This is a genomic window from Serratia sp. CMO1 (assembly GCF_015689115.1).
GTDB classification, from domain to species: domain Bacteria; phylum Pseudomonadota; class Gammaproteobacteria; order Enterobacterales; family Enterobacteriaceae; genus Serratia; species Serratia marcescens.
In genome coordinates this window covers 977,301-1,001,794 of record NZ_CP065032.1, presented here as the reverse complement: position 1 = coordinate 1,001,794, position 24,494 = coordinate 977,301, and the positions used below count along the sequence as shown (strand labels likewise).

The 24,494-nt window shown below is 60.4% G+C and carries 25 protein-coding genes; 12 read left to right on the top strand and 13 right to left on the bottom strand.

Annotated features, from left to right (window positions below; all coding sequences use genetic code 11):
- Positions 1 to 11 precede the first annotated feature (11 nt).
- Both cyoE and IT763_RS04665 read left to right on the top strand, forming a co-directional pair.
- A complete protein-coding gene (gene cyoE / locus IT763_RS04670; protein ID WP_015376842.1) occupies positions 12 to 902 on the top strand; it encodes a heme o synthase in 891 nt (296 codons plus the stop codon).
- 198 nt (positions 903 to 1,100) lie between these two features.
- The gene (locus tag IT763_RS04665) at positions 1,101 to 2,465 is read left to right on the top strand and encodes an MFS transporter (RefSeq protein WP_176519329.1); all 1,365 of its coding nucleotides are present in this window, start codon (positions 1,101 to 1,103) and stop codon (positions 2,463 to 2,465) included.
- A 34-nt stretch (positions 2,466 to 2,499) separates the two neighbouring features.
- On the opposite strand, the gene IT763_RS04660 is transcribed toward IT763_RS04665, so the two are convergent.
- Positions 2,500 to 2,991: a YajQ family cyclic di-GMP-binding protein gene (locus tag IT763_RS04660; protein ID WP_004940373.1), complete on the bottom strand. Its 492-nt coding sequence runs from the start codon at positions 2,989 to 2,991 to the stop codon at positions 2,500 to 2,502.
- A gap of 182 nt (positions 2,992 to 3,173) precedes the next feature.
- On the opposite strand from IT763_RS04660, the gene panE reads away from it, so the two are divergent.
- Both panE and yajL read left to right on the top strand, forming a co-directional pair.
- Positions 3,174 to 4,085, top strand: coding sequence for a 2-dehydropantoate 2-reductase (gene panE / locus IT763_RS04655; RefSeq protein ID WP_033647309.1), 912 nt, complete (start codon positions 3,174 to 3,176; stop codon positions 4,083 to 4,085).
- Positions 4,048 to 4,638: a protein deglycase YajL gene (gene yajL / locus IT763_RS04650; RefSeq protein ID WP_049299681.1), complete on the top strand. Its 591-nt coding sequence runs from the start codon at positions 4,048 to 4,050 to the stop codon at positions 4,636 to 4,638. The genes panE and yajL overlap by 38 nt, the downstream gene beginning before the upstream one ends.
- A 65-nt stretch (positions 4,639 to 4,703) precedes the next feature.
- Here the strand turns inward: yajL and thiI are convergent, their stop codons facing one another.
- Positions 4,704 to 6,152, bottom strand: a complete 1,449-nt coding sequence (gene thiI / locus IT763_RS04645) for a tRNA uracil 4-sulfurtransferase ThiI (RefSeq protein WP_176063608.1) — start codon at positions 6,150 to 6,152, stop codon at positions 4,704 to 4,706.
- 160 nt (positions 6,153 to 6,312) lie between these two features.
- Here thiI and xseB point away from each other — a divergent pair, with 160 nt between their 5' ends.
- The 4 genes from xseB (at position 6,313) to IT763_RS04625 (ending at position 10,483) form a co-directional block, all read left to right on the top strand.
- On the top strand, positions 6,313 to 6,576 hold the full coding sequence (gene xseB, locus IT763_RS04640; protein ID WP_015376838.1) for an exodeoxyribonuclease VII small subunit: 264 nt from the start codon (positions 6,313 to 6,315) through the stop codon (positions 6,574 to 6,576).
- A 5-nt stretch (positions 6,577 to 6,581) separates the two neighbouring features.
- Positions 6,582 to 7,502, top strand: a complete 921-nt coding sequence (ispA, locus tag IT763_RS04635; protein WP_033634008.1) for a (2E,6E)-farnesyl diphosphate synthase — start codon at positions 6,582 to 6,584, stop codon at positions 7,500 to 7,502.
- A gap of 34 nt (positions 7,503 to 7,536) precedes the next feature.
- On the top strand, positions 7,537 to 9,402 hold the full coding sequence (gene dxs, locus IT763_RS04630; protein WP_028128213.1) for a 1-deoxy-D-xylulose-5-phosphate synthase: 1,866 nt from the start codon (positions 7,537 to 7,539) through the stop codon (positions 9,400 to 9,402).
- A 106-nt stretch (positions 9,403 to 9,508) separates the two neighbouring features.
- Positions 9,509 to 10,483 carry an aldo/keto reductase gene (locus tag IT763_RS04625; RefSeq protein WP_193843300.1) on the top strand — a complete coding sequence of 325 codons (975 nt, stop codon included), beginning with the start codon at positions 9,509 to 9,511 and terminating at the stop codon, positions 10,481 to 10,483.
- Between the two features lie 33 nt (positions 10,484 to 10,516).
- Here IT763_RS04625 and pgpA read toward each other — a convergent pair whose 3' ends face one another.
- From pgpA to nrdR, 6 genes are all read right to left on the bottom strand, one after another.
- A complete protein-coding gene (gene pgpA, locus IT763_RS04620) occupies positions 10,517 to 11,011 on the bottom strand; it encodes a phosphatidylglycerophosphatase A (protein WP_016928871.1) in 495 nt (164 codons plus the stop codon).
- A complete protein-coding gene (gene thiL / locus IT763_RS04615) occupies positions 11,004 to 11,996 on the bottom strand; it encodes a thiamine-phosphate kinase (RefSeq protein WP_016928872.1) in 993 nt (330 codons plus the stop codon). The genes pgpA and thiL overlap by 8 nt, the downstream gene beginning before the upstream one ends.
- Before the next feature lie 51 nt (positions 11,997 to 12,047).
- Entirely contained in the window at positions 12,048 to 12,464 is a 417-nt protein-coding gene (nusB, locus tag IT763_RS04610) for a transcription antitermination factor NusB (protein WP_004940384.1), read from the bottom strand.
- 20 nt (positions 12,465 to 12,484) lie between these two features.
- Positions 12,485 to 12,955 (bottom strand): 6,7-dimethyl-8-ribityllumazine synthase, encoded by a 471-nt coding sequence (ribE, locus tag IT763_RS04605; protein WP_004940385.1) that lies wholly within the window; start codon positions 12,953 to 12,955, stop codon positions 12,485 to 12,487.
- Positions 12,956 to 13,062: 107 nt separating this feature from the next.
- Positions 13,063 to 14,172, bottom strand: a complete 1,110-nt coding sequence (ribD, locus tag IT763_RS04600) for a bifunctional diaminohydroxyphosphoribosylaminopyrimidine deaminase/5-amino-6-(5-phosphoribosylamino)uracil reductase RibD (protein WP_016928874.1) — start codon at positions 14,170 to 14,172, stop codon at positions 13,063 to 13,065.
- A gap of 10 nt (positions 14,173 to 14,182) precedes the next feature.
- The gene (nrdR, locus tag IT763_RS04595; RefSeq protein ID WP_004940387.1) at positions 14,183 to 14,632 is read right to left on the bottom strand and encodes a transcriptional regulator NrdR; all 450 of its coding nucleotides are present in this window, start codon (positions 14,630 to 14,632) and stop codon (positions 14,183 to 14,185) included.
- 174 nt (positions 14,633 to 14,806) lie between these two features.
- Here nrdR and IT763_RS04590 point away from each other — a divergent pair, with 174 nt between their 5' ends.
- Positions 14,807 to 15,367 (top strand): DUF3251 domain-containing protein, encoded by a 561-nt coding sequence (locus IT763_RS04590; RefSeq protein WP_206195212.1) that lies wholly within the window; start codon positions 14,807 to 14,809, stop codon positions 15,365 to 15,367.
- 64 nt (positions 15,368 to 15,431) lie between these two features.
- Here IT763_RS04590 and secF read toward each other — a convergent pair whose 3' ends face one another.
- The 5 genes from secF to queA all read right to left on the bottom strand — a co-directional run bounded on the left by secF (position 15,432) and on the right by queA (position 20,916).
- Positions 15,432 to 16,400 (bottom strand): protein translocase subunit SecF, encoded by a 969-nt coding sequence (gene secF / locus IT763_RS04585; RefSeq protein ID WP_004940389.1) that lies wholly within the window; start codon positions 16,398 to 16,400, stop codon positions 15,432 to 15,434.
- Between the two features lie 10 nt (positions 16,401 to 16,410).
- Positions 16,411 to 18,258 (bottom strand): protein translocase subunit SecD, encoded by a 1,848-nt coding sequence (gene secD, locus IT763_RS04580; RefSeq protein ID WP_004940390.1) that lies wholly within the window; start codon positions 18,256 to 18,258, stop codon positions 16,411 to 16,413.
- 24 nt (positions 18,259 to 18,282) lie between these two features.
- Positions 18,283 to 18,615 (bottom strand): preprotein translocase subunit YajC, encoded by a 333-nt coding sequence (yajC, locus tag IT763_RS04575; RefSeq protein ID WP_004940391.1) that lies wholly within the window; start codon positions 18,613 to 18,615, stop codon positions 18,283 to 18,285.
- A 33-nt stretch (positions 18,616 to 18,648) separates the two neighbouring features.
- Positions 18,649 to 19,773 carry a tRNA guanosine(34) transglycosylase Tgt gene (gene tgt / locus IT763_RS04570; protein WP_016928877.1) on the bottom strand — a complete coding sequence of 375 codons (1,125 nt, stop codon included), beginning with the start codon at positions 19,771 to 19,773 and terminating at the stop codon, positions 18,649 to 18,651.
- 72 nt (positions 19,774 to 19,845) lie between these two features.
- Positions 19,846 to 20,916, bottom strand: coding sequence for a tRNA preQ1(34) S-adenosylmethionine ribosyltransferase-isomerase QueA (queA, locus tag IT763_RS04565; RefSeq protein WP_004940394.1), 1,071 nt, complete (start codon positions 20,914 to 20,916; stop codon positions 19,846 to 19,848).
- 120 nt (positions 20,917 to 21,036) lie between these two features.
- Here queA and IT763_RS04560 point away from each other — a divergent pair, with 120 nt between their 5' ends.
- From IT763_RS04560 to ggt, 3 genes are all read left to right on the top strand, one after another.
- Positions 21,037 to 21,618: an ACP phosphodiesterase gene (locus tag IT763_RS04560; protein ID WP_033641155.1), complete on the top strand. Its 582-nt coding sequence runs from the start codon at positions 21,037 to 21,039 to the stop codon at positions 21,616 to 21,618.
- A 229-nt stretch (positions 21,619 to 21,847) separates the two neighbouring features.
- Positions 21,848 to 22,450, top strand: a complete 603-nt coding sequence (locus IT763_RS04555; RefSeq protein WP_004940403.1) for a peroxiredoxin C — start codon at positions 21,848 to 21,850, stop codon at positions 22,448 to 22,450.
- A 234-nt stretch (positions 22,451 to 22,684) separates the two neighbouring features.
- The gene (gene ggt, locus IT763_RS04550; RefSeq protein WP_049299685.1) at positions 22,685 to 24,448 is read left to right on the top strand and encodes a gamma-glutamyltransferase; all 1,764 of its coding nucleotides are present in this window, start codon (positions 22,685 to 22,687) and stop codon (positions 24,446 to 24,448) included.
- Positions 24,449 to 24,494 lie beyond the last annotated feature (46 nt).

Here is a 24,494-nt window from a genome sequence, read left to right as displayed (position 1 = left end):
AGCTGCACGTGATGATTAAGCAATACCTGCAAGTCACTAAACCAGGAATTATTTTCGGCAATTTAATTTCTGTCGTTGGGGGATTCCTGCTCGCTTCCAAAGGGAGCATCGACTATCCCCTGTTTCTCGCCACCCTGGTGGGTGTCTCGTTGGTGGTCGCGTCGGGCTGTGTGTTTAACAACTACATCGACCGCGACATCGACAAGAAAATGGAGAGAACGAAGAATCGGGTGCTGGTAAAAGGCCTGATCGCGCCGAGTGTCACCCTGGTTTATGCGACCGTGTTGGGTATTGCGGGCTTCGCGTTGCTGTATATCGCGGCCAACCCGCTTGCCATGTGGCTGGCGGTGATGGGCTTCGTGGTTTATGTCGGCGTTTACAGCCTGTACATGAAACGCCATTCGGTCTACGGCACGCTGATCGGCAGCCTGTCGGGCGCCGCGCCGCCGGTTATCGGCTACTGCGCGGTGACCAACGAGTTCGACGCCGGCGCGTTGATCCTGCTGGCTATCTTTAGCCTGTGGCAGATGCCGCATTCTTATGCGATCGCTATCTTCCGCTTTAAAGATTACCAGGCGGCCAACATTCCGGTGCTGCCGGTGGTGAAAGGCATTTCCGTCGCCAAGAACCACATCACGGTCTACATCCTGGCATTTATGATCGCCACGCTGATGCTGACCCTGGTAGGTTATGCCGGCTACAAGTACCTGATCGTCGCTGCGGCGGTGAGCGTATGGTGGCTGGGCATGGCGCTGCGCGGTTACAAGACCGAAAACGACAGTGTCTGGGCGCGTAAACTGTTCGTGTTCTCCATCGTCGCCATCACCTCGCTGAGCGTGATGATGTCGATCGACTTCAGCGCCACGGCGGCGCCTGAAGCGCTGGTGACCTACGTTTGGTAAGCCAAATCATCTGTGAATGGGCCGCTTTTGCGGCCCATTTTATTTGTCACGCCGAAAAGCGGCCAAACTGTAATATCTGTTAAACAACATTCGATTTACCCCCCCTGCCCCGCACACTAAAATGACGCAGCTTTACAGAAATCATGCCATCAGGCGCTGTCTCAACGTCTGATGGCATGGTTTTTACCGAGGTTTGATGTGAACGATAATTCAATGACCCCGCAGGAGCGCCGCGCTACCTGGGGATTGGGCACCGTATTCTCCCTGCGCATGCTCGGCATGTTTATGGTATTGCCGGTGCTGACCACCTACGGCATGGCGCTCAACGGCGCCAGCGAAGCGCTGATCGGCATCGCCATCGGCATCTACGGCCTGGCGCAGGCGGTGTTTCAGATCCCGTTCGGCCTTGTGTCCGATCGCATCGGCCGCAAGCCGCTGATCGTCGGCGGCCTGCTGATTTTTGCCCTCGGCAGCGTGATCGCCGCGGTCACTGACTCTATCTGGGGCGTGATCCTCGGCCGCGCGTTGCAAGGCTCCGGCGCCATCGCCGCCGCGGTAATGGCGCTGCTCTCCGATCTGACCCGCGAGCAGAACCGCACCAAAGCGATGGCGTTCATCGGCGTCAGCTTCGGTATCACCTTCGCCATCGCCATGGTTCTGGGCCCTATCATCACTCATGCCTTTGGCTTACATGCGTTGTTCTGGATGATCGCCGTGCTGGCGCTGGCCGGCATCGTCATCACTCTGGCAGTAGTGCCTTCCGCCGATACCCATCTGTTGAACCGCGAGTCCAGCATCGTGCGCGGCAGCTTCCGCAAAGTGCTGAGCAACTCGCGCCTGCTGAAGCTCAACGTCGGCATCATGTGCCTGCATATCCTGCTGATGTCGAGCTTCGTGGCGCTGCCGCTGGCGATGGAGAAAGCCGGGCTGGCGGCCAGCGAACACTGGATCGTCTACCTGGTAACCATGCTGGTGTCGTTCGCCGCCGTAGTGCCGTTCATCATCTATGCCGAAAAGTATCGCCGCATGAAGCAGGTGTTTATGGGCTGCGTGGCGGTGCTGTTTTGCGCCGAAGTGCTGCTGTGGCTCTCCGGCGCGCACCTGTGGGGCATCATCGCCGGCGTACAGCTGTTCTTTATGGCCTTTAACGTGATGGAAGCCATTCTGCCTTCGCTGATCAGCAAAGAGTCACCGGCCGGCTACAAAGGCACCGCGATGGGGGTCTACTCCACCAGCCAGTTTATCGGCGTGGCGATCGGCGGCAGCCTCGGCGGCTGGCTGTACGGTTTGCAGGGGGCAGGCTTGGTGTTTATCGCTGGTGCCGTGTTGGCCGCCGTCTGGTTCCTGGTCAGCAGCACCATGAAAGAGCCGCCGTATGTCAGCAGCCTGCGCATTACGCTGTCGGAACTGGCGGTGAAGGATTCGGCGCTGGAAAGCCGCCTGAAGGCGCAGCCCGGCGTGGCCGAGGCGATCGTGGTGCCGGAAGAGCGCAGCGCCTACGTCAAGGTGGACACCAAGCAGACCAATCGCGGTCAGTTGGAAGCGCTGGTCAATTCGCTGTAAAGAAACGGGGCCGGCAATGCCGGCCCCGTAGAGATTAATCGCGGAAGTTCTTGAACTGGAACGGCTGCCCCAGATCGCCGCCGCGCACCAGCGCCATCACGCTCTGCAAGTCGTCGCGTGATTTGCCGGTCACCCGCACTTCTTCGCCCTGGATCTGCGCCTGCACCTTCAGCTTGCTGTCTTTGATCAGCTTGACGATTTTCTTCGCTACAGAGGTTTCAATCCCCTGCTTCAGCTTGGCTTCCACGCTGTAGGTTTTACCGCTGTGGGTAAACTCTTCCGGGATCTCCAGCGCGGCGCCGTCGATGCTGCGCTTGCTCAGCTTTTCGCGCAGAATGTCGAGCAGCTGTTGCACCTGGAAATCAGACTCGGTGGCAACCTTAATGCTTTGGTTTTTCTCGTTTAGCTCAAAGCTGGCCGGCACGTTGCGAAAATCCCAGCGGGTGCCGAGATCGCGGGTGGCGTTCTCAACGGCGTTACGCACTTCCTGCATATCAATTTCGGAAACGATGTCGAAAGATGGCATACTTCTTCCTCCTGAATGAGTGCCTAATAGCTTAGGCGATTTTGATGCCGAGCATGATAACCGCTTTGCCGCCTCAGACAAAATCTGCTGAACGCACGCAGGGATAGCGCTTCAGGCTGCCATAAAGCCTATAGTTAAATCACGGTAATTGAGCGGTATTCCCGTGTTTCCAAGGAGACTGAATGAAAATAACCATTCTTGGTTGCGGCGCGCTCGGACAACTGTGGCTCTCCCGGCTGTATCAGCAGGGCCACGATGTACAGGGATGGCTAAGAGTGCCGCAGCCTTTTTGCGCCGTGAACGTGATCGAGCCGGAAGGCGTCTCGTTTAATCGCAATTTGCCCACCAACGATCCTGAGCACCTCGCGCAGAGCGAGTTGCTGCTGGTGACGCTGAAAGCCTGGCAGGTGTCCAGTGCGGTCAGCGCGCTGCTGCCGAAGCTGAACCCTCAGTGCGCCATTTTGCTGTTGCATAACGGCATGGGCACCCAGGAGGAACTGCCGCCAAACGGCCAGCCCATCCTGCAGGGCACCACCACCCACGCCGCGCGCCACGAAGGCAGCACCATTATCCACGTCGCCACCGGCATCACCCACATCGGCCCAACCTCGCCGGCCGCCCAGCACCTCAGCCACCTGGCGGAAGTGCTGCATCAGGCTTTGCCTGACGTTGCCTGGCACAACAATATCGCCTCGGCCAACTGGCGCAAGCTGGCGGTCAACTGCGTGATCAACCCGCTGACGGCGCTGTACGGCTGCCGCAACGGCGATCTGCAGCGCTACCCGGAGCAGATCGAAACGCTGTGTCGTGAAGTCGCCAGCGTGATGGCGATGGAGGGCTACCACACCTCCTGCGAAGGCCTGATGCAATATGTGATGGACGTGATCCACAGCACCGCCGACAACGTTTCGTCGATGCTGCAGGATATCCGCAGCCAGCGGCATACCGAGATCGACTACATCACCGGCTACCTGCTGCGCCGCGCGCGCAGCCACGGCCTCACGCTGCCGGAGAATGCGCGGCTGTTTGAATTGATTAAACGAAAGGAAAATGAATATGAGCGTATCGGCGCTGGTTTGCCTGGCACCTGGTAGCGAAGAAACCGAAGCCGTCACCACCATCGATCTGCTGGTGCGGGCGGGCGTAAAAGTCACTACCGCCAGCGTCGCCGGCGACGGCGAGCTGACTATCGTCTGTTCACGCGGCGTCAAACTGCTGGCCGATGCGCCGCTGGTGGCGATCGTCGATGAGCCTTTCGACGCCATCGTGCTGCCCGGCGGCCTGAAAGGCGCAGAATGCTTCCGCGACAGTCCGCTGCTGGTGGAAAAAGTGCGGCAGATGCATCTGCAGGGCCACATCGTTGCCGCCATCTGCGCGGCCCCGGCGCTGGTGTTGCAGCACCACGATCTGTTCCCGATCGGCAACATGACCGGTTTCCCGGGTTTGAAAGATCGGATACCGGCGGATAAATGGATGGAGCGCCGCGTGGTGTACGACGCGCGCGTCAACCTGCTCACCAGCCAGGGGCCGGGCACCGCGATGGAGTTCGCGCTGAAGCTGATAGACTTGCTGCTCGGCAAGGCCAAAGCGGCGGAGATCGCCGCGCAGCTGGTGCTGATCCCGGGAATGTACGATTTCCGCGACTGAGCGGCTTGCCGATAAAAAAGGGCTGAACATCGGTTCAGCCCTTCTCGTTTATGGCGCTACGCGCGTTACGGGCGATAAACCTTCACGTTGCTGAAGCCCTGCTCCAGCAGGTACAACGCCTGCAGACGGCTCATCACGCCGCGCTCGCAGTACAGCAGGTAGGTTTTGCTTTGGTCCAGATCGCCGAATTGGGTGCTCAGCTTGTAGAACGGCAGCGCTTTCACTTCAACCTGTTCCAGCTGCAGCGGCTTCTCTTCCTGCTCGTCGTTGGAACGGATATCCAGGATCACCTCGTCGGCGCCGAAGGCCGCAACGGTTTCCACCTCGGTCACCTGCTCCTGCGCCTGCTCGGCGATGGAGCGAATATCGACGTTCTTCGCTTCGCTCACCACCCGATCGAGAATGCTGAAATCGAAGTGGCTCTCTTCCTCTTCGATCTTGGCCTTGACGGCTTTCACCGTCGGGCTCTTCGAAATCACGCCGCAATATTCCGGCATGGTTTTGGCGAAGTCTTCGGTGCCGATTTCGCGCGCCAGCTTGATGATGTGCTCTTTATCGTGCGAGATCAGCGGACGCAGGATCAGGGTGTCGGACGCGTTATCGATCAGGCGCAGGTTGGTCAGCGTCTGGCTGGACACCTGCCCCAGCGCTTCACCGGTCACCAGCGCCTGCACGCCATAGCGTTCGGCCACTTGCGAAGCGGCGCGCACCATCATGCGCTTGAGCACCACGCCCATCTGGCCGTCGTCGACCTTCTCCAGGATCTCGCCCACCACCGGCTCGAAGTCGATGGCGACGAAGCGCACCTTGTGCGAGCTGGCGAAACGGTTCCACAGGTAGTGCGCCACCTGCTTCACGCCAATCTCGTGCGCGGCGCCGCCCAGGTTGAAGAAGCAGAAGTGCACGCGGCAGCCGCGGCGCATCAGCATATAGCTCGACACGCCCGAGTCGAAACCGCCGGAAATCAGCGACATCACGTCTTCCTGAGTGCCGACCGGATAACCGCCGATGCCTTCAAGACGGCGTTTGACCAGCATCAGCTTGTCGTCTTCAATCTCCAGGTTTACCGTGACCTGCGGTCGGGTCAGGTTAACGCGCGCGCTCTCGATATGCTGATTCAGGCCGCCGCCGACGTAACGCTCCACGTCCTGCGAATTGAACGCCTGCTTGCCGCGGCGCTTGACGCGCACGCAGAAGGTTTTGCCTTCCAGCTGGGCGCGGTAGGTTTCCAGCGTCTGCTCGAAGATGTGGTGGATATCGGTATAAGCGCGATCTTCCACTTCCAGAATATGGTGGATGCCGGGAATGCGCGTCAGCGCGTCGGCAATGATCGGCCGCTGGTTTTCATCTTTGGCGCGAACTTCGATATGATCCCAGTGACGGACGACCGCCAGCGTTTCATCATACTGCTTCAGGACGTTGCGAATATTGGTCGAGAGAATCTTGATAAAGCGCAAGCGCACAGATTGGCTCTTGATGGTGATTTCCGGGAACAATTTAATGATAAACTTCATGGCGGTCTTTGTTGTCAGATAAGAATTACGGCGCGGAGTATATCACCATATCGCCGTGCTCTGCGCACAAAACCACACATGAGCGCCATGATTTGCTAATCAAGATCCGCTAGGATAGGCTCTGGCGCCACGGTTCACATGATGACGTAAAAAGAAAATTATGCCGAAAAAACCAGCACAATCAGCCAGTACAGAGCAAACTGCCAGCTTTGAAAGCGCCCTCGGCGAGCTGGAAAGCATCGTGACGCGTCTGGAGTCGGGCGAACTGCCGCTGGAAGACGCGCTGAACGAATTCGAACGCGGCGTGCAGCTGGCGCGCCAAGGCCAGCAGAAACTGCAACAGGCGGAACAGCGTGTGCAGATACTTCTTAACGACAGCGCCGACGATGCGGCGCTGGCGCCTTTCACACCGGATGCCGAGTAACCGACATGTCTGAGATCGCCCCATCGGCCGCTTTTGCCGATCAACTGCAGATTTTCCGCCAGCGCGCCGATCGCGCGCTGCTGGACTTCATCGCCCCGCTGCCGTTCAACGACGGCAACATGGTGGCGGCGATGCGTCACGGCGCCTTGCTGGGCGGCAAGCGTCTGCGTCCGTTCCTGGTGTACACCACCGGCCAGATGTTCGGCGTGTCGCTGAGCAACCTGGACGCGCCGGCGGCGGCGGTGGAATGCATCCACGCCTACTCGCTGATCCATGACGATCTGCCGGCGATGGACGACGACGATCTGCGCCGTGGCCAGCCGACCTGTCACATTAAATTCGGCGAAGCCAACGCGATCCTGGCCGGCGATGCGCTGCAAACGCTGGCGTTTTCGATCCTGGCCGATGCCGAAATGCCTGACGTGGCGCTGCGCGATCGGCTGGCGATGGTCTCCGAACTGGCGACCGCCAGCGGCGTCGCCGGCATGTGCGGCGGCCAATCGCTGGATCTGGAAGCTGAAGGCAAGCGCGTTGATCTGCAGGCGCTGGAACAGATCCACCGCCACAAAACCGGCGCGCTGATCCGCGCGGCGGTGCGCCTGGGCGCGCTGAGCGCCGGCGAGGCCGGGCGAGCGGCGCTGCCGCAGCTGGATCGCTACGCCGCTGCGGTTGGCCTGGCGTTCCAGGTGCAGGATGACATTTTGGACGTTGTCGGCGAGACTGAAAAGATCGGCAAGCGCCAGGGCGCGGACCAACAACACGGAAAGAGTACCTACCCGGCGTTGCTCGGGCTTGACAGCGCGAAAGCAAAAGCGTGGGATCTCTATCAGGAAGCATTAGCTGCATTAGACACTTTGGCAGCGCAATCTTACAACACAGCGCCATTGCGAGCGTTAGCCAGCTTCATTATTGAACGCGACAATTAACGTATGACGTTAACTCCTCTGATATGAGTATCGAATGAGTCTTGATATAGCCAAATACCCAACCCTGGCGCTAGCGGAAAACCCCGAGGAACTCCGCTCACTGCCCAAAGAGAGCTTGCCGAAGCTGTGCGATGAGCTGCGGCAATATCTGCTGAACAGCGTCAGCCGCTCCAGCGGCCACTTTGCCTCCGGGCTGGGTACCGTCGAACTGACGGTGGCGTTGCATTTCGTCTACAACACGCCGTTCGATCATCTGGTGTGGGACGTCGGCCACCAGGCCTACCCGCACAAAATTCTGACCGGTCGCCGCGACCGGATCGCCACTATCCGGCAAAAGAACGGCTTGCACCCCTTCCCATGGCGCGCCGAAAGCGAATACGACGTGCTGTCGGTCGGCCATTCGTCAACCTCGATCAGCGCCGGCCTCGGCATGGCGGTGGCGGCGGAGCGTGAAGGCAAAGGCCGCCGCACGGTGTGCGTGATCGGCGATGGCGCCATCACCGCCGGCATGGCGTTCGAAGCGATGAACCACGCCGGCGACATCAATCCGGACATGCTGGTGGTGCTGAACGACAACGAGATGTCGATCTCGGAAAACGTCGGCGCGCTGAACAACCATCTGGCGCAGCTGCTGTCCGGCAAGCTTTACTCCACCCTGCGCGAAGGCGGCAAGAAAGTGCTGGCCGGCGTGCCGCCGATCAAGGAGCTGGTGAAACGTACCGAAGAGCACCTGAAAGGCATGGTGGTGCCGGGCACGCTGTTCGAAGAGCTGGGCTTCAACTACATCGGCCCGGTAGACGGGCACGACGTGCAGGGGCTGGTCGCCACGTTGAAAAACATGCGCGATCTGAAAGGCCCGCAGCTGTTGCACATCATGACCAAGAAAGGCCGTGGCTACGCGCCGGCGGAAAAGGATCCGATCAGCTTCCACGCGGTGCCGAAGTTCGATCCCGCCAGCGGCACGCTGCCGAAAAGCGCCGGCGGTCTGCCGACCTATTCGAAAATCTTCGGCGACTGGCTGTGTGAAACCGCCGCCAAAGACAGCTCGCTGATGGCGATCACGCCGGCGATGCGCGAAGGCTCCGGCATGGTGCAGTTCTCCCGCGACTACCCGCAGCAATATTTTGATGTGGCGATCGCCGAGCAGCACGCGGTCACCTTCGCCGCCGGGCTGGCGATCGGCGGCTACAAGCCGGTGGTGGCGATCTATTCCACCTTCCTGCAACGCGCCTACGACCAACTGATCCACGACGTGGCGATCCAAAACCTGCCGGTGATGTTCGCCATCGATCGCGGCGGCATCGTCGGCGCCGATGGTCAGACTCACCAGGGTGCGTTCGATCTGTCGTTCATGCGCTGCATCCCGACCATGGTGATCATGACGCCGAGCGACGAAAACGAATGCCGCCAGATGCTGTATACCGGCTATCACTACAATGCCGGCCCGAGCGCCGTGCGCTATCCGCGCGGCACCGGCACCGGCGCGGCGCTGGAGCCGCTCAACATGCTGCCGATCGGCAAAGGCGTGGTGCGCCGCCAGGGGGAAAAGATCGCCATTCTCAACTTCGGCACTCTGCTGCCGGAGGCCGCGCAAGCGGCGGAAGCGCTCAACGCCACGCTGGTCGACATGCGCTTCGTCAAGCCGCTGGACGAGCAGTTGGTGCTCGAACTGGCCGCCAGCCATGAAACGCTGGTGACGCTGGAAGAAAACGCCATCATGGGCGGCGCCGGCAGCGGCGTCAACGAACTGCTGATGGCCAAACGCCGGCCGGTGCCGGTGCTGAACCTCGGCCTGCCTGACAGCTTCGTCTCGCAGGGCAGCCAGGAAGAGCTGCGCGCCGATCTGGGGCTGGACGCCGCCGGCATTCAGCGCCAAATCGAAACCTGGCTGGCGCAGTAATCACCCCCGCGCCTGAAAAAACGCCTCCGCTCTCGGAGGCGTTTTCGTTTCCGCCCTCCGGGATCCGCGCTACAGTTACTGTCTGAGCTGTGAATGGGAGGCAAACATGAAGTACCTGAAACTGGGCAACACCGATCTGAACGTTTCGCGCATCTGCCTGGGTTGCATGACCTACGGCGAACCGAATCGCGGCAATCACGCCTGGACGTTGCCGGAAGAGAGCAGCCGCCCGCTGCTGAAACAGGCGCTGGAAGCCGGCATCAACTTTTTCGACACCGCCAACAGCTATTCCGACGGCAGCAGCGAGGAGATCCTCGGTCGGGCGCTGCGCGACTATGCGCGCCGCGAGGACGTGGTGATCGCCACCAAGGTCTATTTCCCGTTGAGCAACCTGGAGCGCGGTTTGTCGCGCGCCAAGATCATTCAGTCCATCGACGACAGCCTGCGGCGTCTGGGCACCGACTATGTCGATTTGCTGCAGATCCATCGCTGGGATTACGAAACGCCGCTGGAAGAGACGCTGGAAGCGCTGCACGACGTGGTGAAAGCCGGTAAAGCGCGATACATCGGCGCCTCCTCGATGTACGCCTGGCAGTTCGCCAAAGCGCTGTATACCGCCGATCTGCACGGCTGGACGCGCTTTGTCAGCATGCAGGATCAATACAACCTGATCCAGCGCGAAGAAGAACGCGAGATGCACCCGCTGTGCGCCGCCGAAGGCATCGCCGTGCTGCCGTGGAGCCCGCTGGCGCGCGGCCGCCTGACCCGCCCCTGGGGCGAAACCACCGCGCGGCTGGTCTCCGACCAGTTCGGCAAGAGCCTGTACGAGGACACTGAAGGCATCGACGCCATCATCGCCGAGCGCGTCGCCAGCCTCGCCGACGAACGTGGCGTTTCACGCGCGCAGATCGCGCTGGCCTGGCTGCTGAACAAACCGACGGTCAGCGCGCCGATCGTCGGTGCTTCACGCAGCGAGCAGTTGGATGACGCCATCGCCGCGGTCGATTTGAGTTTGTCGCCACAAGAGGTGGCGGAACTGGAGACGGCCTACGTGCCGCACCGGGTGACAGGGTTTGAATAAAGAGAAGCGGGCGCGAAGAAGCGCGCCCGTCTGTCAGAACAGCCCGATAGGCCAGTGGTGGCCAATCAGGTAGATGATGCCGGCGGACAGCACGCCGGCGATGATATCGTCGACCATGATGCCCATGCCGCCATGCACGTTGCGGTCGAACCAGCGGATCGGCCACGGCTTCCACATATCCAGAATGCGGAAGATGACGAAACCGGCGGCGACCCAGCGCCAGTCGTTGATCGGCAGCGCCATCAGCGTGATCCACATGCCGACGAACTCATCCCAGACGATACTGCCGTGATCGTGCACCTTCATGTCTTTTGCCGTGCGGTGGCAAATATAGACGCCGATACAGATGCTGAACATCACCGCCAACGAGTAGAGCTGCCACGGCAGCTGGATCAGCAGCAGCCAGAACGGGATCGCCGCCAGCGATCCCATGGTGCCCGGCATCACCGGCGACAAACCGCTGCCAAAACCGGTGGCCAGCAGGTGCCACGGATTGCTCATCCGCAGCCGACGTTTGGCTTCATCCATGGGTGCCCGGCTCCGCATTGAAATGATCGAACCCGGCCCAGTCCAGCTCTACCGCTTCGTCGTCGCGATAATAGCGGATGCCTTCAGACAGCGGACCAATTTGGCCGATGCAGGTGTAGTCGGCGCCGAGGTGGCTCAGCGCCACTTCCAGCGCGCCGCGGTTGATCTCCGGCACGGTGAAGCACAGCTCGTAATCTTCGCCGCCCGCCAGCGCCCAGCGCAGCGCCTGCTCGGCGTCGGTGTGGCTGCTCAGCGCCTGCGACATCGGCAGCTCGTCCAGCACGATGCGTGCCCCGCAGTCGCTGGCCTTCAGGATGTGTTTCAGATCGGAAATCAGGCCGTCGGAGATGTCGATCGCCGAGCTGGCCAGATCCCGCAGCGCCTGCCCCTGCAGCACCCGCGGCTGCGGCCGCAGATGGCGAGCGAGCAGGTAATCGCGCGCCGCCGCATCCGGCACCGCCAGGCGATCCTGCAGGATCGCCAGACCGGCGGCGCTGTCGCCCAGCGTGCCGGTCACGTAGATCCAGTCGCCGATGCGCGCGCCGCTGCGGGTCAACGCCCGGCCGGCCGGGATCAAACCCTGAATGGTCAACGTCATGCTCAGCGGGCCGCGCGTGGTATCGCCGCCGATCAGCTGCATGCCGTAATAGTTGAGCTGATCAAACAGGCTGTCGCTGAAGGCCTTCAGCCAGGGTTCGTTCACCTCCGGCAGGGTCAGGGCCAGCGAGAGCCACGCCGGATCGGCGCCCATCGCCGCCAGATCGCTCAGATTGACCGCCAGCGCTTTATAACCGAGATCGGCCGGATCGATATCCGGCAAGAAGTGCACGCCCGCCACCAATGTATCGGTACTGACGGCCACCAGCTGTTTTTCCGGCACTGCCAGCAGTGCGCAGTCATCTCCAATGCCCAACTGTACATCCCGGCGCACGCGCTTAAACCGGTCAAAATAGCGGGCAATGAGGTCAAATTCGCCGCATGCCATATCGATATTCCACGAGAAGAAATTAAGGCCGGGAATGCCGGCCTTAATGTTTTACTTTTTCTTGCGAAGGGTTGGCGCCACTTTATCCAGCACCCCGTTCACAAACTTGTGGCTGTCTTCCGCGCCGAAGGTTTTCGCCAGCTCGATCGCTTCGTTGATCGCCACTTTGTAAGGGACATCCTCGCGCATCTTCAGTTCAAACAGCGCGACGCGCAGCACCGCGCGCTCCACCTGGCCCAGCTCTTCGAGCTGACGCGACAGGTATGGCGCCATCAGTTCGTCCAGCATACCTGCATTCACTGCCGCGCCGGACAGCAACTCGCGAAAATAGGCGACGTCAACATCTTTGACATCCTGCTCCGTCAGGAACTGGTGTTCAACATCGGCAAGGTCGTTTTTAGACAACTGCCAAGAGTAAAGCGCTTGAACAGCGCACTCACGAGCGCGGCGACGAGCAGCAGGTTTCACGGAATTCCCCTTAACTAAATTCAGGCTTTAATAGCTTTGATAACATTAATCATTTCAAGTGCGGTCAACGCGGCTTCAGCGCCCTTGTTGCCCGCTTTGGTGCCGGCGCGTTCGATCGCCTGTTCGATGCTTTCGGTGGTCAGCACGCCAAAGGCAACCGGGATTTCGGCATTCATCGCAACGTTGCCAATGCCGGAGCTGGCTTCGCCCGCCACATATTCGAAGTGCGCGGTGCCCCCGCGGATAACGGTGCCCAGCGCGATAACCGCGTCGTATTTGCCGGTTTTGGCCAATACGCTCGCCGTCAGCGGCAGCTCGTAAGCGCCCGGGACCCAGACAACAGTGATGTTGTCGTCAGCAACCTGACCAATGCGTTTCAGCGCGTCGATGGCGCCTTCCAGCAGGCTGTCGTTGATGAAATTGTTAAAACGTGCAATTGCGATCGCCACACGGGCATTTGGAGTAGCAACAACACCTTCGATAACTTTCATGGGCTTTCCTTAAAAATGGGTTCAATACCCCGCAGGGGGGCGGATTCTATCATATTCTTTCATCGCCTGCGCGGCGCTTTTGTAAAACCGGCGCGCGGGCGCGAGATTCAGTGTTTCGCCCGCAGGCGCAAACGCAGATCGGGGCCGACCTGGCGCACGTCGCTAAAGACGAATTCCGGCGCGTCGGCCAGCCGTTCCAGGCCCGGCAGATGACACAGGCCACGGCCATTATCGCCCAACAGTTTCGGCGCGATGTACAAAATGAGCTCATCCACCAGGCCGGCCTGCAGCAGCGCACCGGCCAGCATTGCGCCCGCCTCTACCCAGATTGAATTCACCTGGCGCTTGGCCAACAGCATCATCATCACCACCAGATCAATGCCGCCGCCGTGCGCCGGGCAGATAAACTGTTCGACCTCTTGCGGCCAGGCCTGTTCATCCGCCTGCAGGCGCGCCAGCCAGGTAGCGCCCGGCTGCTGCACCACGCGGTGCTGCGGGGTGATGCGATTTTGGCTGTCGAGCAGGATGCGCAGCGGCTGGCGCAGATTTTCGCGCGGATAGAGGCGCTGCGTCTCGGCGTCCAGCTCATCCCAACGCACCGTCAGCGACGGATCGTCCGCCAGCACGGTGGCGCTGGTGCTGAGAATCGCGGCGCTCTGCGCGCGCAGGCGCTGCACGTCCTGACGCGCTTCGGGTGAGGTGATCCACTGGCTCTCGCCGGTGGCCATCGCCGTGCGGCCGTCCAGCGACGCGCCCAGCTTCAGCTGCACGTAAGGGAAACCGGTGCGCATGCGCTTGAGGAAGCCCAGGTTGACCGCTTCGGCCTCGGCCAGCATCAGGCCATGACGGACTTCGACGCCGGCCTGCTGCAGCTTGTACAGCCCGCGCCCCGCCACCTGCGGATTGGGATCTTGCATCGCCGCGACCACCCGCGTCACGCCGGCGGCCACCAGCGCATCGGCGCAGGGCGGCGTGCGGCCGTGGTGGCTGCACGGCTCGAGCGTCACATAGGCGGTGGCGCCGCGCGCCTTGTCGCCCGCCATGCGCAGCGCGTGCACTTCCGCGTGCGGCTCGCCGGCGCGCAGATGGTAGCCTTCACCGACAATTTCGCCGTCGCGCACGATAACGCAGCCGACGTTCGGATTGGGCGCGGTGGTGAAACGCCCCAGGCGCGCCAGTTCGAAGGCGCGCGCCATATAAAATTCGTCGTGATGCATGAAAGATCCTTTAGTCTTGCAGGCGGGCAATCTCTTCGCCGAACTCGCGTACGTCCTCGAAGCTGCGGTACACCGACGCAAAGCGAATGTAGGCGACCTTATCCAGCTTTTTCAACGCGTCCATCACCAGATTGCCCACCAGTTTGGTCGGCACTTCGCGTTCGCCGGTGGCGCGCAGTTGGGATTTGATATGATTAAGGGCGTTTTCCACGTCGTCCGAGCTTACCGGGCGCTTTTCCAGCGCTTTCAGCATGCCGCGGCGCAGTTTGTCTTCGTTGAACGGCTCGCGCACCTCATCGCTTTTAATCACTCGCGGCATCACCAGCTCGGCCACCTCGAAGGTGGTGAAGCGCTCATTGCACACCAGACACTGGCGGCGGCGGCGCACTTGCGAACCGTCCCCCACCAGGCGGGAATCAATGACTTTGGTATCAACGGCGGCGCAGAAAGGGCAATGCATAACACGTCCTGATAAACGTTTTTATAGATAAACGCAGTTTACCCCGAAGTGCAGCCACAACAAAGGGCGGCGGCCATTTGTTGCGACACGCCGCCGGGAAGCGGCGCCGATATGACTTTCCCCTCCGAGCGGACTAAGCTGATAGCAGGAGATTCAGCATAGGAAATCGCCGTCATGACAACCTGTTACCCCAAAATCGCCCTGCTCGCCGCCGCCGTGTTGCTGGCAGGCTGCGCGCACAACGCCGCCGTGCCTCAACTGCGCCATCAGGTCGCCGCGCTGAACCAGAAAGTGAGCGTGCTGACCGATCAAACCACCGCGCTGGAGCGGCAGAATATGCTCAATCAGCACTCCGACAACGGCGTCTACCTGCTGCCGGCGGCCCGAAGCGCCGCCCGTTTGCAGAGCGGCATCGGCGAGCTGAGCGTTTCGCTGAGCCACATCAAGAGCGAAGCCAACGGCACGCAGGCGCAGCTGCATGTGCGCATCCTCTCACAGGCCACGCTGCCGCCGTTCAAAGCGGTGGTGGAATGGGGCCAACTGGACGACGCCACCGGGCGGCCGCTGACCGCCGAGGCGCTGTCGCAACCGATCGCCAGCGCCGATTCGCTGCTGCCGAAACCCGGCCAGGACTTTGAGCTGCGCTTCAGCGGCGTGACGCCGGAACAATTGGGCTATATCCGTCTGCACCGTCTGGTTTCGACCGCCCAACCGGCGGTGGTGCAGCAACGCTGAAACCCAAAGCAAAAAAAGGAGCGCCGATGGGCGCTCCTTCTCATTTCGCTGAATACTGCGGCGGTTAAGGCAGAATCGAAGGCTGATCCGCGCCCTCTTTTTCCACTTTTTGCTGCAGCATGTGCTCGCGTTTCATCCCCAGTTTCAACGCCAGCGCGGACGCGACGTAGATGGAGGAGACGGTACCGATCGACACGCCGATCAACATCGCCAGCGAGAAACCTTGCAGCATCGCGCCACCGAAGATGTACAGCATCAGCACCACCATCAGGGTAGTACCGGAAGTCATCAGCGTACGGCTCAGCGTCTGGGTCAACGACACGTTCATGATCTCGTAAGGCGTGCCGCGGCGGATCTTGCGGAAGTTCTCACGAATACGGTCGGAAACCACGATGCTGTCGTTCAGCGAGTAACCGATAACCGACATCAGGGACGCGACGATGGTCAGGTCAATCTCGATGTGGAACAGCGACAGCACGCCCAGCGTGATGATCACGTCGTGCGCCAGCGCGATAACCGCCCCCAGCGCCAGGCGCCATTCGAAGCGGAAACCGACGTAGATCAGGATACAGATCAACGCCACCAGCAGCGCCATGCCGCCGGTTTGCGCCAGTTCGCTGCCCACGCTCGGGCCGACGAACTCGATGCGCTTCACGGTGGCGTTTTTATCCACCGAGTCGTTGATCACGCCGATCACCTTGTTGCCCAGTTCCTGGCCTGCGGTGCCGGTCGCCGGTGGCATGCGCACCATCACGTCGCGGCTGCTGCCGAAGTTCTGGATGATCGGATCCTGGAACCCGGCCTTCTCCAGCGTATCGCGCATCAGGTCGAGGTTAGCCGGTTTCTCCAGGTTGATTTCAATCACCGTACCGCCGGTGAAATCCAGACCCCAGTTAAACCCGCGCACCGACATGGTGACGATCGACGCGACCAACAGCAGCAACGAGATGCCGAAGGCCAAATAGTCCCAGCGCATAAAGTCGTAGACTTTACGGCCGTAGTTGAGTTGCTCAACAGTATAATCCTGTGCCACAACGCACTCCTCAGATAGACAGCTTGTTAATGCGTTTGCCGCCGTAAAGCAGGTTGACGATGGCACGGGTACCGACAATCGCGGTGAACATGGACGTCGCCACACCGATAGCGGTGGTGATCGCAAAGCCTTTGATCGAACCGGTGCCCACTGCGTACAGGATGACCGCGGTGATCAGGGTGGTGATGTTGGCATCGACGATACTGGAGAACGCGCCTTTATAGCCCTCATGGATCGCCTGCTGAACGGACCGGCCGTTCTTCAGCTCTTCCTTGATACGTTCGTTAATCAGTACGTTGGCGTCAACCGCCACCGCCAGCGTCAACACGATCCCGGCAATGCCCGGCATGGTCAGCGTCGCCCCCGGCAACAGGGACATCACGCCGACGATCAGCACCAGGTTGGCGACCAGCGCCGTGGTGGCGATCACGCCGAACTTACGGTACCAGACCACCATGAAGACGATAGACGCCACCAGGCCCCACAGACAGGCTTCCAGACCTTGAGTAATGTTCTGCTGACCCAGGGTTGGACCGATGGTGCGCTCTTCAACGATCTGAATCGGCGCGATCAGCGCACCCGCACGCAGCAGCAGCGAAAGCTGACGCGCTTCGTTCGGGTTGCCGATGCCGGTGATGCGGAAGCTGTTGCCCAGACGCGACTGAATGTTCGCCACGTTGATCACTTCTTCCTGTTTCACCAGCACCGCACGGCCGTTGGCGTCTTTCTTGCCGCTGTCCTTATACTCCACGAACAGGGTCGCCATCGGCTTGCCGATGTTGTCCTTGGTGAAGTTGGACATGGACGTGCCGCCGGCGCTGTCCAGCGAGATGTTAACCTGCGGCTGGTTGTATTCGTCGGTGCTCGAAGTGGAGTCGGTGATGTGGTCACCGGTCAGGATCACGCGCTTGTACAGCACGATCGGCTGGCCGTCACGGGTGTATTTCACCTCGGAGTCGCCCGGCACGCGGCCATTGGCCGCCGCAGTGGCATCCGCATTGGTGTTCACCAGACGGAACTCCAGGGTCGCGGTGGCGCCCAGAATTTCTTTGGCGCGCGCGGTGTCCTGAATGCCCGGCAGCTCAACCACGATGCGGTCGGCGCCCTGGCGCTGCACCAGCGGTTCGGCGACGCCGAGCTGGTTGACGCGGTTACGCAGGATAGTGATGTTCTGCTGTACGGCGTATTCGCGCGCTTCGCTCAGACGGGCGTCCGTCAGGTTGGCTTTCATGGTGTTGGCGCCGTTGGCGGACAGCACCAGATCGCGCTGACGCGGGCCGATGTAGCTGATGGCCTGGTCACGGGCCGCATCGTCGCGGAAGCGAACTTCCACGCCGTTGTTGTCCAGCTTGCGGATAGACGCGTAAGGAATGCCCTTCTCGCGCAGCTCGCTGCGCAGGGTATCCATGGTCTGTTCCTGCAGCTTGCTCAACGCGGTGTCCATGTCCACTTCCATCAGGAAGTGCACGCCGCCGCGCAGGTCCAGGCCGAGTTTCATCGGCTCTGCGCCCAGCATGGCCAGCCAGGTCGGCGTGGCCGGCGCCAGGTTCAGCGCCACGACGAATTTGTCACCCAGCTCGGTCACCAGCGCTTCGCGGGCGCGCAGCTGAACGTCAGGATCTTTAAAGCGAGCCAGGATGGCGCCATTTTCCAGCGCAATCGACTTGCTCGCGATGTTGTCTTTTTCTAATACGGTACGGACCTGGTCCAGCGTAGTTTCACTGGCGGCGACGCCGCGCGCGCCAGTGATTTGTACGGCCGGATCCTCACCGTAGATGTTGGGAAGCGCATAAAGCAGACCGACGAGGATCACGACGATCAACATCAGATACTTCCACAAAGGATAACGGTTTAGCACGGCAATTCCCTTCGGGAAAAAAGATTACAGGGCCTTCATGGTACCTTTCGGCAGAACGGCCGCCACGAAGTCACGCTTGATCATCACTTCCGTGGTGTCGTTCAGCGCGATGGCGATGATGCCGGTGTCGGCCACTTTGGTCACGCGACCGATCAGGCCGCCGGTGGTCAGCACTTCGTCGCCTTTACCGATGGAGTCCATCAGCTTCTTGTGATCTTTAGCGCGCTTCTGCTGTGGGCGCAGGATCATGAAGTAGAAGATCAGGCCGAACACCACCAGCATAATGATCAGAGAGTACGGGCTTCCCTGAGCCGGAGCCCCTGCGGATGCGACGGCGTCAGAAATGAAAAAGCTCATTGAAATTCCCTCATTAAGTTATCAATTATTAGATCAAGCGTTTAAAGGCGGAATCGGCTTGCCGATCCGACCATAGAAATCCGCAACAAACTGCTCTAATTTACCCTCTTCGATAGCCTGGCGTAAACCCGCCATCAGGCGCTGATAGTGACGCAGGTTATGAATTGTGTTCAGTCGAGCACCCAATATTTCGTTGCAACGGTCGAGATGGTGCAAGTAGGCGCGGCTGTAATGGCGACACGTGTAGCAATCACAGTCCTTATCCAGCGGAGAAGTATCATCCTTGTGCTTGGCATTACGGATTTTTACCACACCGTCAGTCACGAACAAATGGCCGTTGCGGGCGTTGCGGGTCGGCATGACGCAGTCGAACATGTCGATGCCGCGACGCACGCCTTCCACCAAATCTTCCGGCTTGCCGACGCCCATCAAATAGCGTGGCTTATCTTCCGGAATTTGCGGGCAAACGTGTTCAAGAATGCGATGCATATCCTCTTTCGGCTCGCCTACAGCCAAGCCGCCCACAGCGTACCCGTCAAAGCCGATATCCACCAGCCCTTTGACGGAAACATCACGTAAATCTTCGTAAACGCCGCCCTGAATGATGCCGAACAGCGCATTTTTATTTTCCAGCTCGTCGAAACGCTGGCGGCTGCGCTGCGCCCAACGCAGCGACATTTCCATCGAACGCTTGGCGTAGTCCCAGTCGGCCGGGTACGGCGTGCATTCATCGAAAATCATCACGATGTCGGAGCCCAGGTCATACTGGATTTCCATCGATTTTTCCGGGCTCAGGAACACCTTGTCGCCGTTGATCGGGTTACGGAAGTACACGCCTTCCTCTTTGATCTTGCGCATCGCCCCCAGGCTGAACACCTGGAAACCGCCGGAGTCGGTGAGGATCGGGCCCGGCCACTGCATGAAGTCGTGCAGATCGCCGTGCAGCTTCATGATCTCCTGGCCCGGGCGCAGCCACAGGTGGAAGGTGTTGCCCAGCAGGATCTGCGCGCCGGTCTCTTTCACTTCTTCCGGCGTCATGCCCTTGACCGTACCGTAGGTGCCGACCGGCATAAAGGCCGGGGTTTCCACCACGCCGCGGTCGAAAATCAGGCGGCCGCGGCGTGCGCGGCCATCGGTAGTTTGTAGTTCGTACTTCACAAAGCCTCCAGCATCAGAGAAACAGTCTGATGTCGTTGAAACGGGGCCGCGCCGTAGGCGCAGCCCGGGAAATTAACCGCCGACGGACTCGTTTTCCGCCTGCGGATTACGGCTGATGAACATCGCATCGCCGTAGCTGAAAAAGCGGTACTGCTCGGCCACCGCCTGCTGATAGGCGTTCATGGTATTTTTGTAGCCGGCGAAGGCCGATACCAGCATGATCAGGGTCGATTCCGGCAGGTGGAAATTGGTCACCAGCGCGTCGATCACCTGGTAGTGATAGCCCGGATAGATAAAGATGCTGGTGTCGCCGAAGAACGGCGCAATCAGCGCCTCTTTGCTGGCCGCCGCGGCGCTTTCCAGCGAACGCACCGAGGTGGTGCCCACCGCCACCACGCGCTTGCCGCGCGCTTTGCAGGCCAGCACCGCATCCACGACCTCCTGCGGCACCTCGGCGTATTCGGCGTGCATCACGTGATCTTCGATGGTTTCCACGCGCACCGGCTGGAAGGTGCCGGCGCCGACGTGCAGCGTCACGAACGCCATTTCCACGCCCTTGGCGCGCAGCGCCGCCAACAGCGGTTCGTCGAAGTGCAGGCCGGCGGTCGGCGCGGCGACCGCGCCCGGCTTCTCGCTGTAGACCGTCTGATACAGCTCGCGGTCAGCATCTTCATCCGGGCGAGCGATATACGGCGGCAGCGGCATATGGCCGGCGGCGTTGAGGATAGTGAACACGTCGCGCTCGTCATTGAAGCGCAGCTCGAACAGCGTCTCGTGGCGCGCCACCATGGTGGCGGCGATGCTCTCGTCATCCCCCAGCAGCAGCTCAGCGCCCGGCTTCGGCGCTTTCGACGCGCGCACGTGCGCCAGCACGCGATGGTCGTCCAGCACGCGCTCCACCAGCACTTCAATCTTGCCGCCGCTGACCTTGCGGCCGAACATGCGCGCCGGGATCACGCGGGTATTGTTGAACACCAGCAGATCGCCGGCCTCCAGCTTGTCCAGCAGATCGGTGAATACGCCGTGCGTCAGCGCCCCGCTCGGCCCATCCAGCTGCAGCAGGCGGCATGCGCTGCGCTCGGCCTGGGGATAGTGGGCAATCAGGGATTCGGGAAGTTCAAACGAAAAATCAGCGACGCGCATGGGTATTCACTTCTTCAATTTAAGGCTGGTTGGTAAAAAACAGGCGGCCTAGTCTAAAGCCGGGGGCGGTCAGCGGCAAGAAATAAGGAGGATTTGCCTGACTTCAGGTATAGTTGAGGGATGAATTTTCTCGCTCACCTTCACTTGGCCATGCTGGCAGACAGCTCGCTGCTGGGCAACCTGCTGGCCGATTTCGTTCGCGGCAACCCCGCCGCCGACTACCAGCCCGAGGTCGTGGCCGGCATCATGATGCACCGCCGCGTCGACGTGCTGACCGACAGCCTGCCGCAGGTGAAAGCCTGCCGCGACTATTTCAGCGCCCCCTACCGCCGCGTGGCGCCGATCACCCTCGACGTGGTGTGGGACCATTTTCTGGCGCGCCACTGGCAGCAGCTGGAGCCTTCACGCGACCTGCACCAGTTTACCCAGGAAGCCCGCAGCCAGATCGAACCTTACCTGCCGCTCACGCCGCCGCGTTTTCAGAACCTGAACGGCTATCTGTGGCCGGAACGCTGGCTGGAACGCTACGCCGAATTGCCGTTCATCGCCCGGGTATTGCAGGGCATGGCCAGCCGCCGTCCGCGCCTCGAAGCGCTGGCCGGCTCGTTCGCCGACGTCGAACAACATTATCATCAGCTTGAAACACAATTCTGGCAGTTTTATCCGCAAATGATGCAGCAGGCGAAGGAAAAAACGCTCTGAGGTCAAGCCCAAGCTTTTGAAATTGCAGCGCCTTGCAAGAATTTACGTTTTGCCGCTTGCCCTTTTGCAGGAAAAGGTTATTTTTAAAGCTTGATAAATTATATCAACGACTTTGATAGGTAAAAGCTATCTCATTGATTGGTCTTTTACCCTTTATTCACCAAGTCATGGCCCCTATACTGGCCCTTGTTTTTACATCCACCCTTTAACACCTATTACAGGAGTAATTATGGTCCTGGTAACTCGTCAAGCCCCTGACTTCACTGCAGCTGCCGTACTGGGTAGCGGCGAAATCGTTGAAAACTTCAACCTGAAGAAGCACCTGAACGGCAAACCGGCCGTGCTGTTCTTCTGGCCAATGGACTTCACCTTCGTATGCCCTTCCGAGCTGATCGCTTTCGATCACCGCTATGAAGAGTTCCAGAAGCGTGGCGTTGAAGTGGTTGGCGTTTCCTTCGACTCAGAATTCGTCCACAACGCATGGCGTAAAACCCCTGTCGACAAAGGCGGCATCGGTGAAGTGAAATACGCAATGGTTGCTGACGTTAAGCGTGAAATCCAGAAAGCTTACGGCATCGAACACCCGGAAGCCGGCGTTGCGCTGCGCGGCTCCTTCCTGATCGACAAAGACGGCATCGTGCGTGCTCAGGTTGTTAACGACCTGCCAATCGGCCGTAACATCGACGAAATGATCCGTACCGTTGACGCGCTGCAATTCCACGAAGAGCACGGTGAAGTCTGCCCGGCTCAGTGGGAAAAAGGCAAAGCAGGTATGGGCGCTTCCCCAGACGGCGTGGCAAAATACCTGTCTGAAAACGCTGCCAAGCTGTAATTTCAGCCTGATAGTGAATCAACCGGCCCACGCGGCCGGTTTTTTTATGCCCCTTTTTGGGGCAGACCGCCCGTCTTCAGTGCTTTATTTCCCTGTTTCCGCTCACATTTCCCGCCCAGTTCGCCGCGCGAATGCCCATCTGCGGCTACTATCAATAACGCTGGCTCGCGCTTTGCAAGCGAACAGCGGCAAGCAAACACAACACAATAAAAAACTGACAGGGTAGGAATAACTATGTTTTTACAGAAATGGAGCAAACCCCTGACCATGGCGGCGCTGCTGGTCAGCGGCAGCCTGTATGCGGCATCCAACCCAGCGGTGGAAGCCCAAAACGGCATGGTGGTCACCTCGCAGCATCTGGCCTCGCAGGTCGGGGTGGATATCCTGAAGATGGGCGGCAACGCCATCGACGCCGCCGTGGCGGTCGGCTATGCGCAAGCGGTGGTGAACCCCTGCTGCGGCAACATCGGCGGCGGCGGCTTTATGACCGTCCACCTGGCGGACGGCACCGATACCTTCATCAACTTCCGCGAAACCGCGCCGGCGGCGGCCAGCGCCAACATGTATCTGGACGCCGACGGCAAGGTGAAGAAAGACGCCAGCCTGTACGGCTATCTGGCGGCGGGCGTGCCGGGCACCGTGCTGGGGATGGAAACCGCGCGTGAGAAGTACGGCAAACTGAGCCGCGAACAGGTGCTGGCGCCGGCGATCAGGCTGGCGCGCGAAGGCTTTGTGCTGACCCGCGCCGACACCGATATCCTCGACACCACCATCGCGCGCTTCAGGCAGGATCCCGAATCGGCCAAAATCTTCCTGCGCCCGGACGGCAGCCCGCTGCAGCCGGGGGACAAGCTGGTGCAAACCGATCTGGCCAACACGCTGGAAGCCATCGCCAAAGGCGGAACCGACGCCTTCTATAAAGGTAAGATCCCGCAGGCGGTAGAGGCGGCGGCCAAACAGGGCGGCGGCATTTTGACCGCCGCCGACTTCGCCAACTATAAAGTCACCGAAACCCCGCCGATCACCTGCAGCTATCGCGGCTACAAGTTCGTGTCAGCGCCGCCTCCCAGTTCCGGCGGCGTGACGCTGTGCGAAATCCTCAACGTGGTGGAAGGCTATGATCTGAAAAGCATGGGCTTCAACTCGGCGGCGGCCATTCACACCATGACCGAAGCGATGCGCCATGCCTACATGGATCGCAACACCTACCTTGGCGACCCGGAATTCATCAAGAACCCGATCGACCGACTGGTGAGCAAGAGCTACGCCGAGCAGATCCGCAAGAAAATCGTCGCGGACAAGGCCACGCCGTCGGAAAACGTGCAGCCCGGCATGGAGCCGCATGAGAAGCCGGAAACCACCCACTATTCGATCGTCGATCACGACGGCAACGCGGTTTCCACCACCTATACCGTCAACGGTCGCTTCGGCGCTGTCGTCATCGCACCGGGTACCGGCTTCTTCCTCAACGACGAGATGGACGACTTTACGGTGAAAGTGGGCGAGAAAAACCTGTACGGGCTGGTACAGGGCACCGCCAACAGCATTGCCCCCGGTAAGCGCCCACTATCGTCGATGAGCCCGACGCTGGTGACCAAGGACAACAAGATCTTTATGGTGCTGGGCTCGCCGGGCGGTTCGCGCATCATCACCATCACCCTGCAGACCGCGTTGAACGTGATCGACCACGGCATGGCGCCGCAGGAAGCGGTGGACGCACCGCGCATCCATCACCAATGGCTGCCGGATGAGGTGTACTACGAACAGCGCGGCGTTTCCGCCGATACGCTGAAGCTGCTGAGCGGCATGGGCTACAAGATGGTCGAGCAAACGCCGTGGGGCGCCGCCGAACTGATTCTGGTCGGTTTGCCGGGCGCGGCGGGCGTCAGCCCGGCCAACTCCGGCAACGATTCGGCGGTATCCGGCAAAGTGCGCGAAGGCTATCTGTACGGCGCCAACGACGTGCGCCGCCCGGCAGGCTCCGCGGTCGGTTACTGATGTAAACACCCACTCACCTTAACCGCGGGGGCGTTTCTGCCCCCGC

Excerpts from the sequence above, each read along its gene's own strand:
- ggt (WP_049299685.1), top strand. The coding sequence starts at position 22,685 with ATGTTTTTACAGAAATGGAGCAAACCCCTGACCATGGCGGCGCTGCTG.
- ispA (WP_033634008.1), top strand. The coding sequence starts at position 6,582 with ATGTCTGAGATCGCCCCATCGGCCGCTTTTGCCGATCAACTGCAGATT.
- IT763_RS04560 (WP_033641155.1), top strand. The coding sequence starts at position 21,037 with ATGAATTTTCTCGCTCACCTTCACTTGGCCATGCTGGCAGACAGCTCG.
- thiL (WP_016928872.1), bottom strand. The coding sequence starts at position 11,996 with ATGGCATGCGGCGAATTTGACCTCATTGCCCGCTATTTTGACCGGTTT.
- ribD (WP_016928874.1), bottom strand. The coding sequence starts at position 14,172 with ATGCATCACGACGAATTTTATATGGCGCGCGCCTTCGAACTGGCGCGC.
- dxs (WP_028128213.1), top strand. The coding sequence starts at position 7,537 with ATGAGTCTTGATATAGCCAAATACCCAACCCTGGCGCTAGCGGAAAAC.
- yajL (WP_049299681.1), top strand. The coding sequence starts at position 4,048 with ATGAGCGTATCGGCGCTGGTTTGCCTGGCACCTGGTAGCGAAGAAACC.
- xseB (WP_015376838.1), top strand. The coding sequence starts at position 6,313 with ATGCCGAAAAAACCAGCACAATCAGCCAGTACAGAGCAAACTGCCAGC.
- IT763_RS04660 (WP_004940373.1), bottom strand. The coding sequence starts at position 2,991 with ATGCCATCTTTCGACATCGTTTCCGAAATTGATATGCAGGAAGTGCGT.
- nrdR (WP_004940387.1), bottom strand. The coding sequence starts at position 14,632 with ATGCATTGCCCTTTCTGCGCCGCCGTTGATACCAAAGTCATTGATTCC.
- cyoE (WP_015376842.1), top strand. The coding sequence starts at position 12 with ATGATTAAGCAATACCTGCAAGTCACTAAACCAGGAATTATTTTCGGC.
- IT763_RS04555 (WP_004940403.1), top strand. The coding sequence starts at position 21,848 with ATGGTCCTGGTAACTCGTCAAGCCCCTGACTTCACTGCAGCTGCCGTA.
- IT763_RS04625 (WP_193843300.1), top strand. The coding sequence starts at position 9,509 with ATGAAGTACCTGAAACTGGGCAACACCGATCTGAACGTTTCGCGCATC.
- queA (WP_004940394.1), bottom strand. The coding sequence starts at position 20,916 with ATGCGCGTCGCTGATTTTTCGTTTGAACTTCCCGAATCCCTGATTGCC.
- yajC (WP_004940391.1), bottom strand. The coding sequence starts at position 18,615 with ATGAGCTTTTTCATTTCTGACGCCGTCGCATCCGCAGGGGCTCCGGCT.
- pgpA (WP_016928871.1), bottom strand. The coding sequence starts at position 11,011 with ATGGATGAAGCCAAACGTCGGCTGCGGATGAGCAATCCGTGGCACCTG.
- thiI (WP_176063608.1), bottom strand. The coding sequence starts at position 6,152 with ATGAAGTTTATCATTAAATTGTTCCCGGAAATCACCATCAAGAGCCAA.
- panE (WP_033647309.1), top strand. The coding sequence starts at position 3,174 with ATGAAAATAACCATTCTTGGTTGCGGCGCGCTCGGACAACTGTGGCTC.
- ribE (WP_004940385.1), bottom strand. The coding sequence starts at position 12,955 with ATGAAAGTTATCGAAGGTGTTGTTGCTACTCCAAATGCCCGTGTGGCG.
- IT763_RS04590 (WP_206195212.1), top strand. The coding sequence starts at position 14,807 with ATGACAACCTGTTACCCCAAAATCGCCCTGCTCGCCGCCGCCGTGTTG.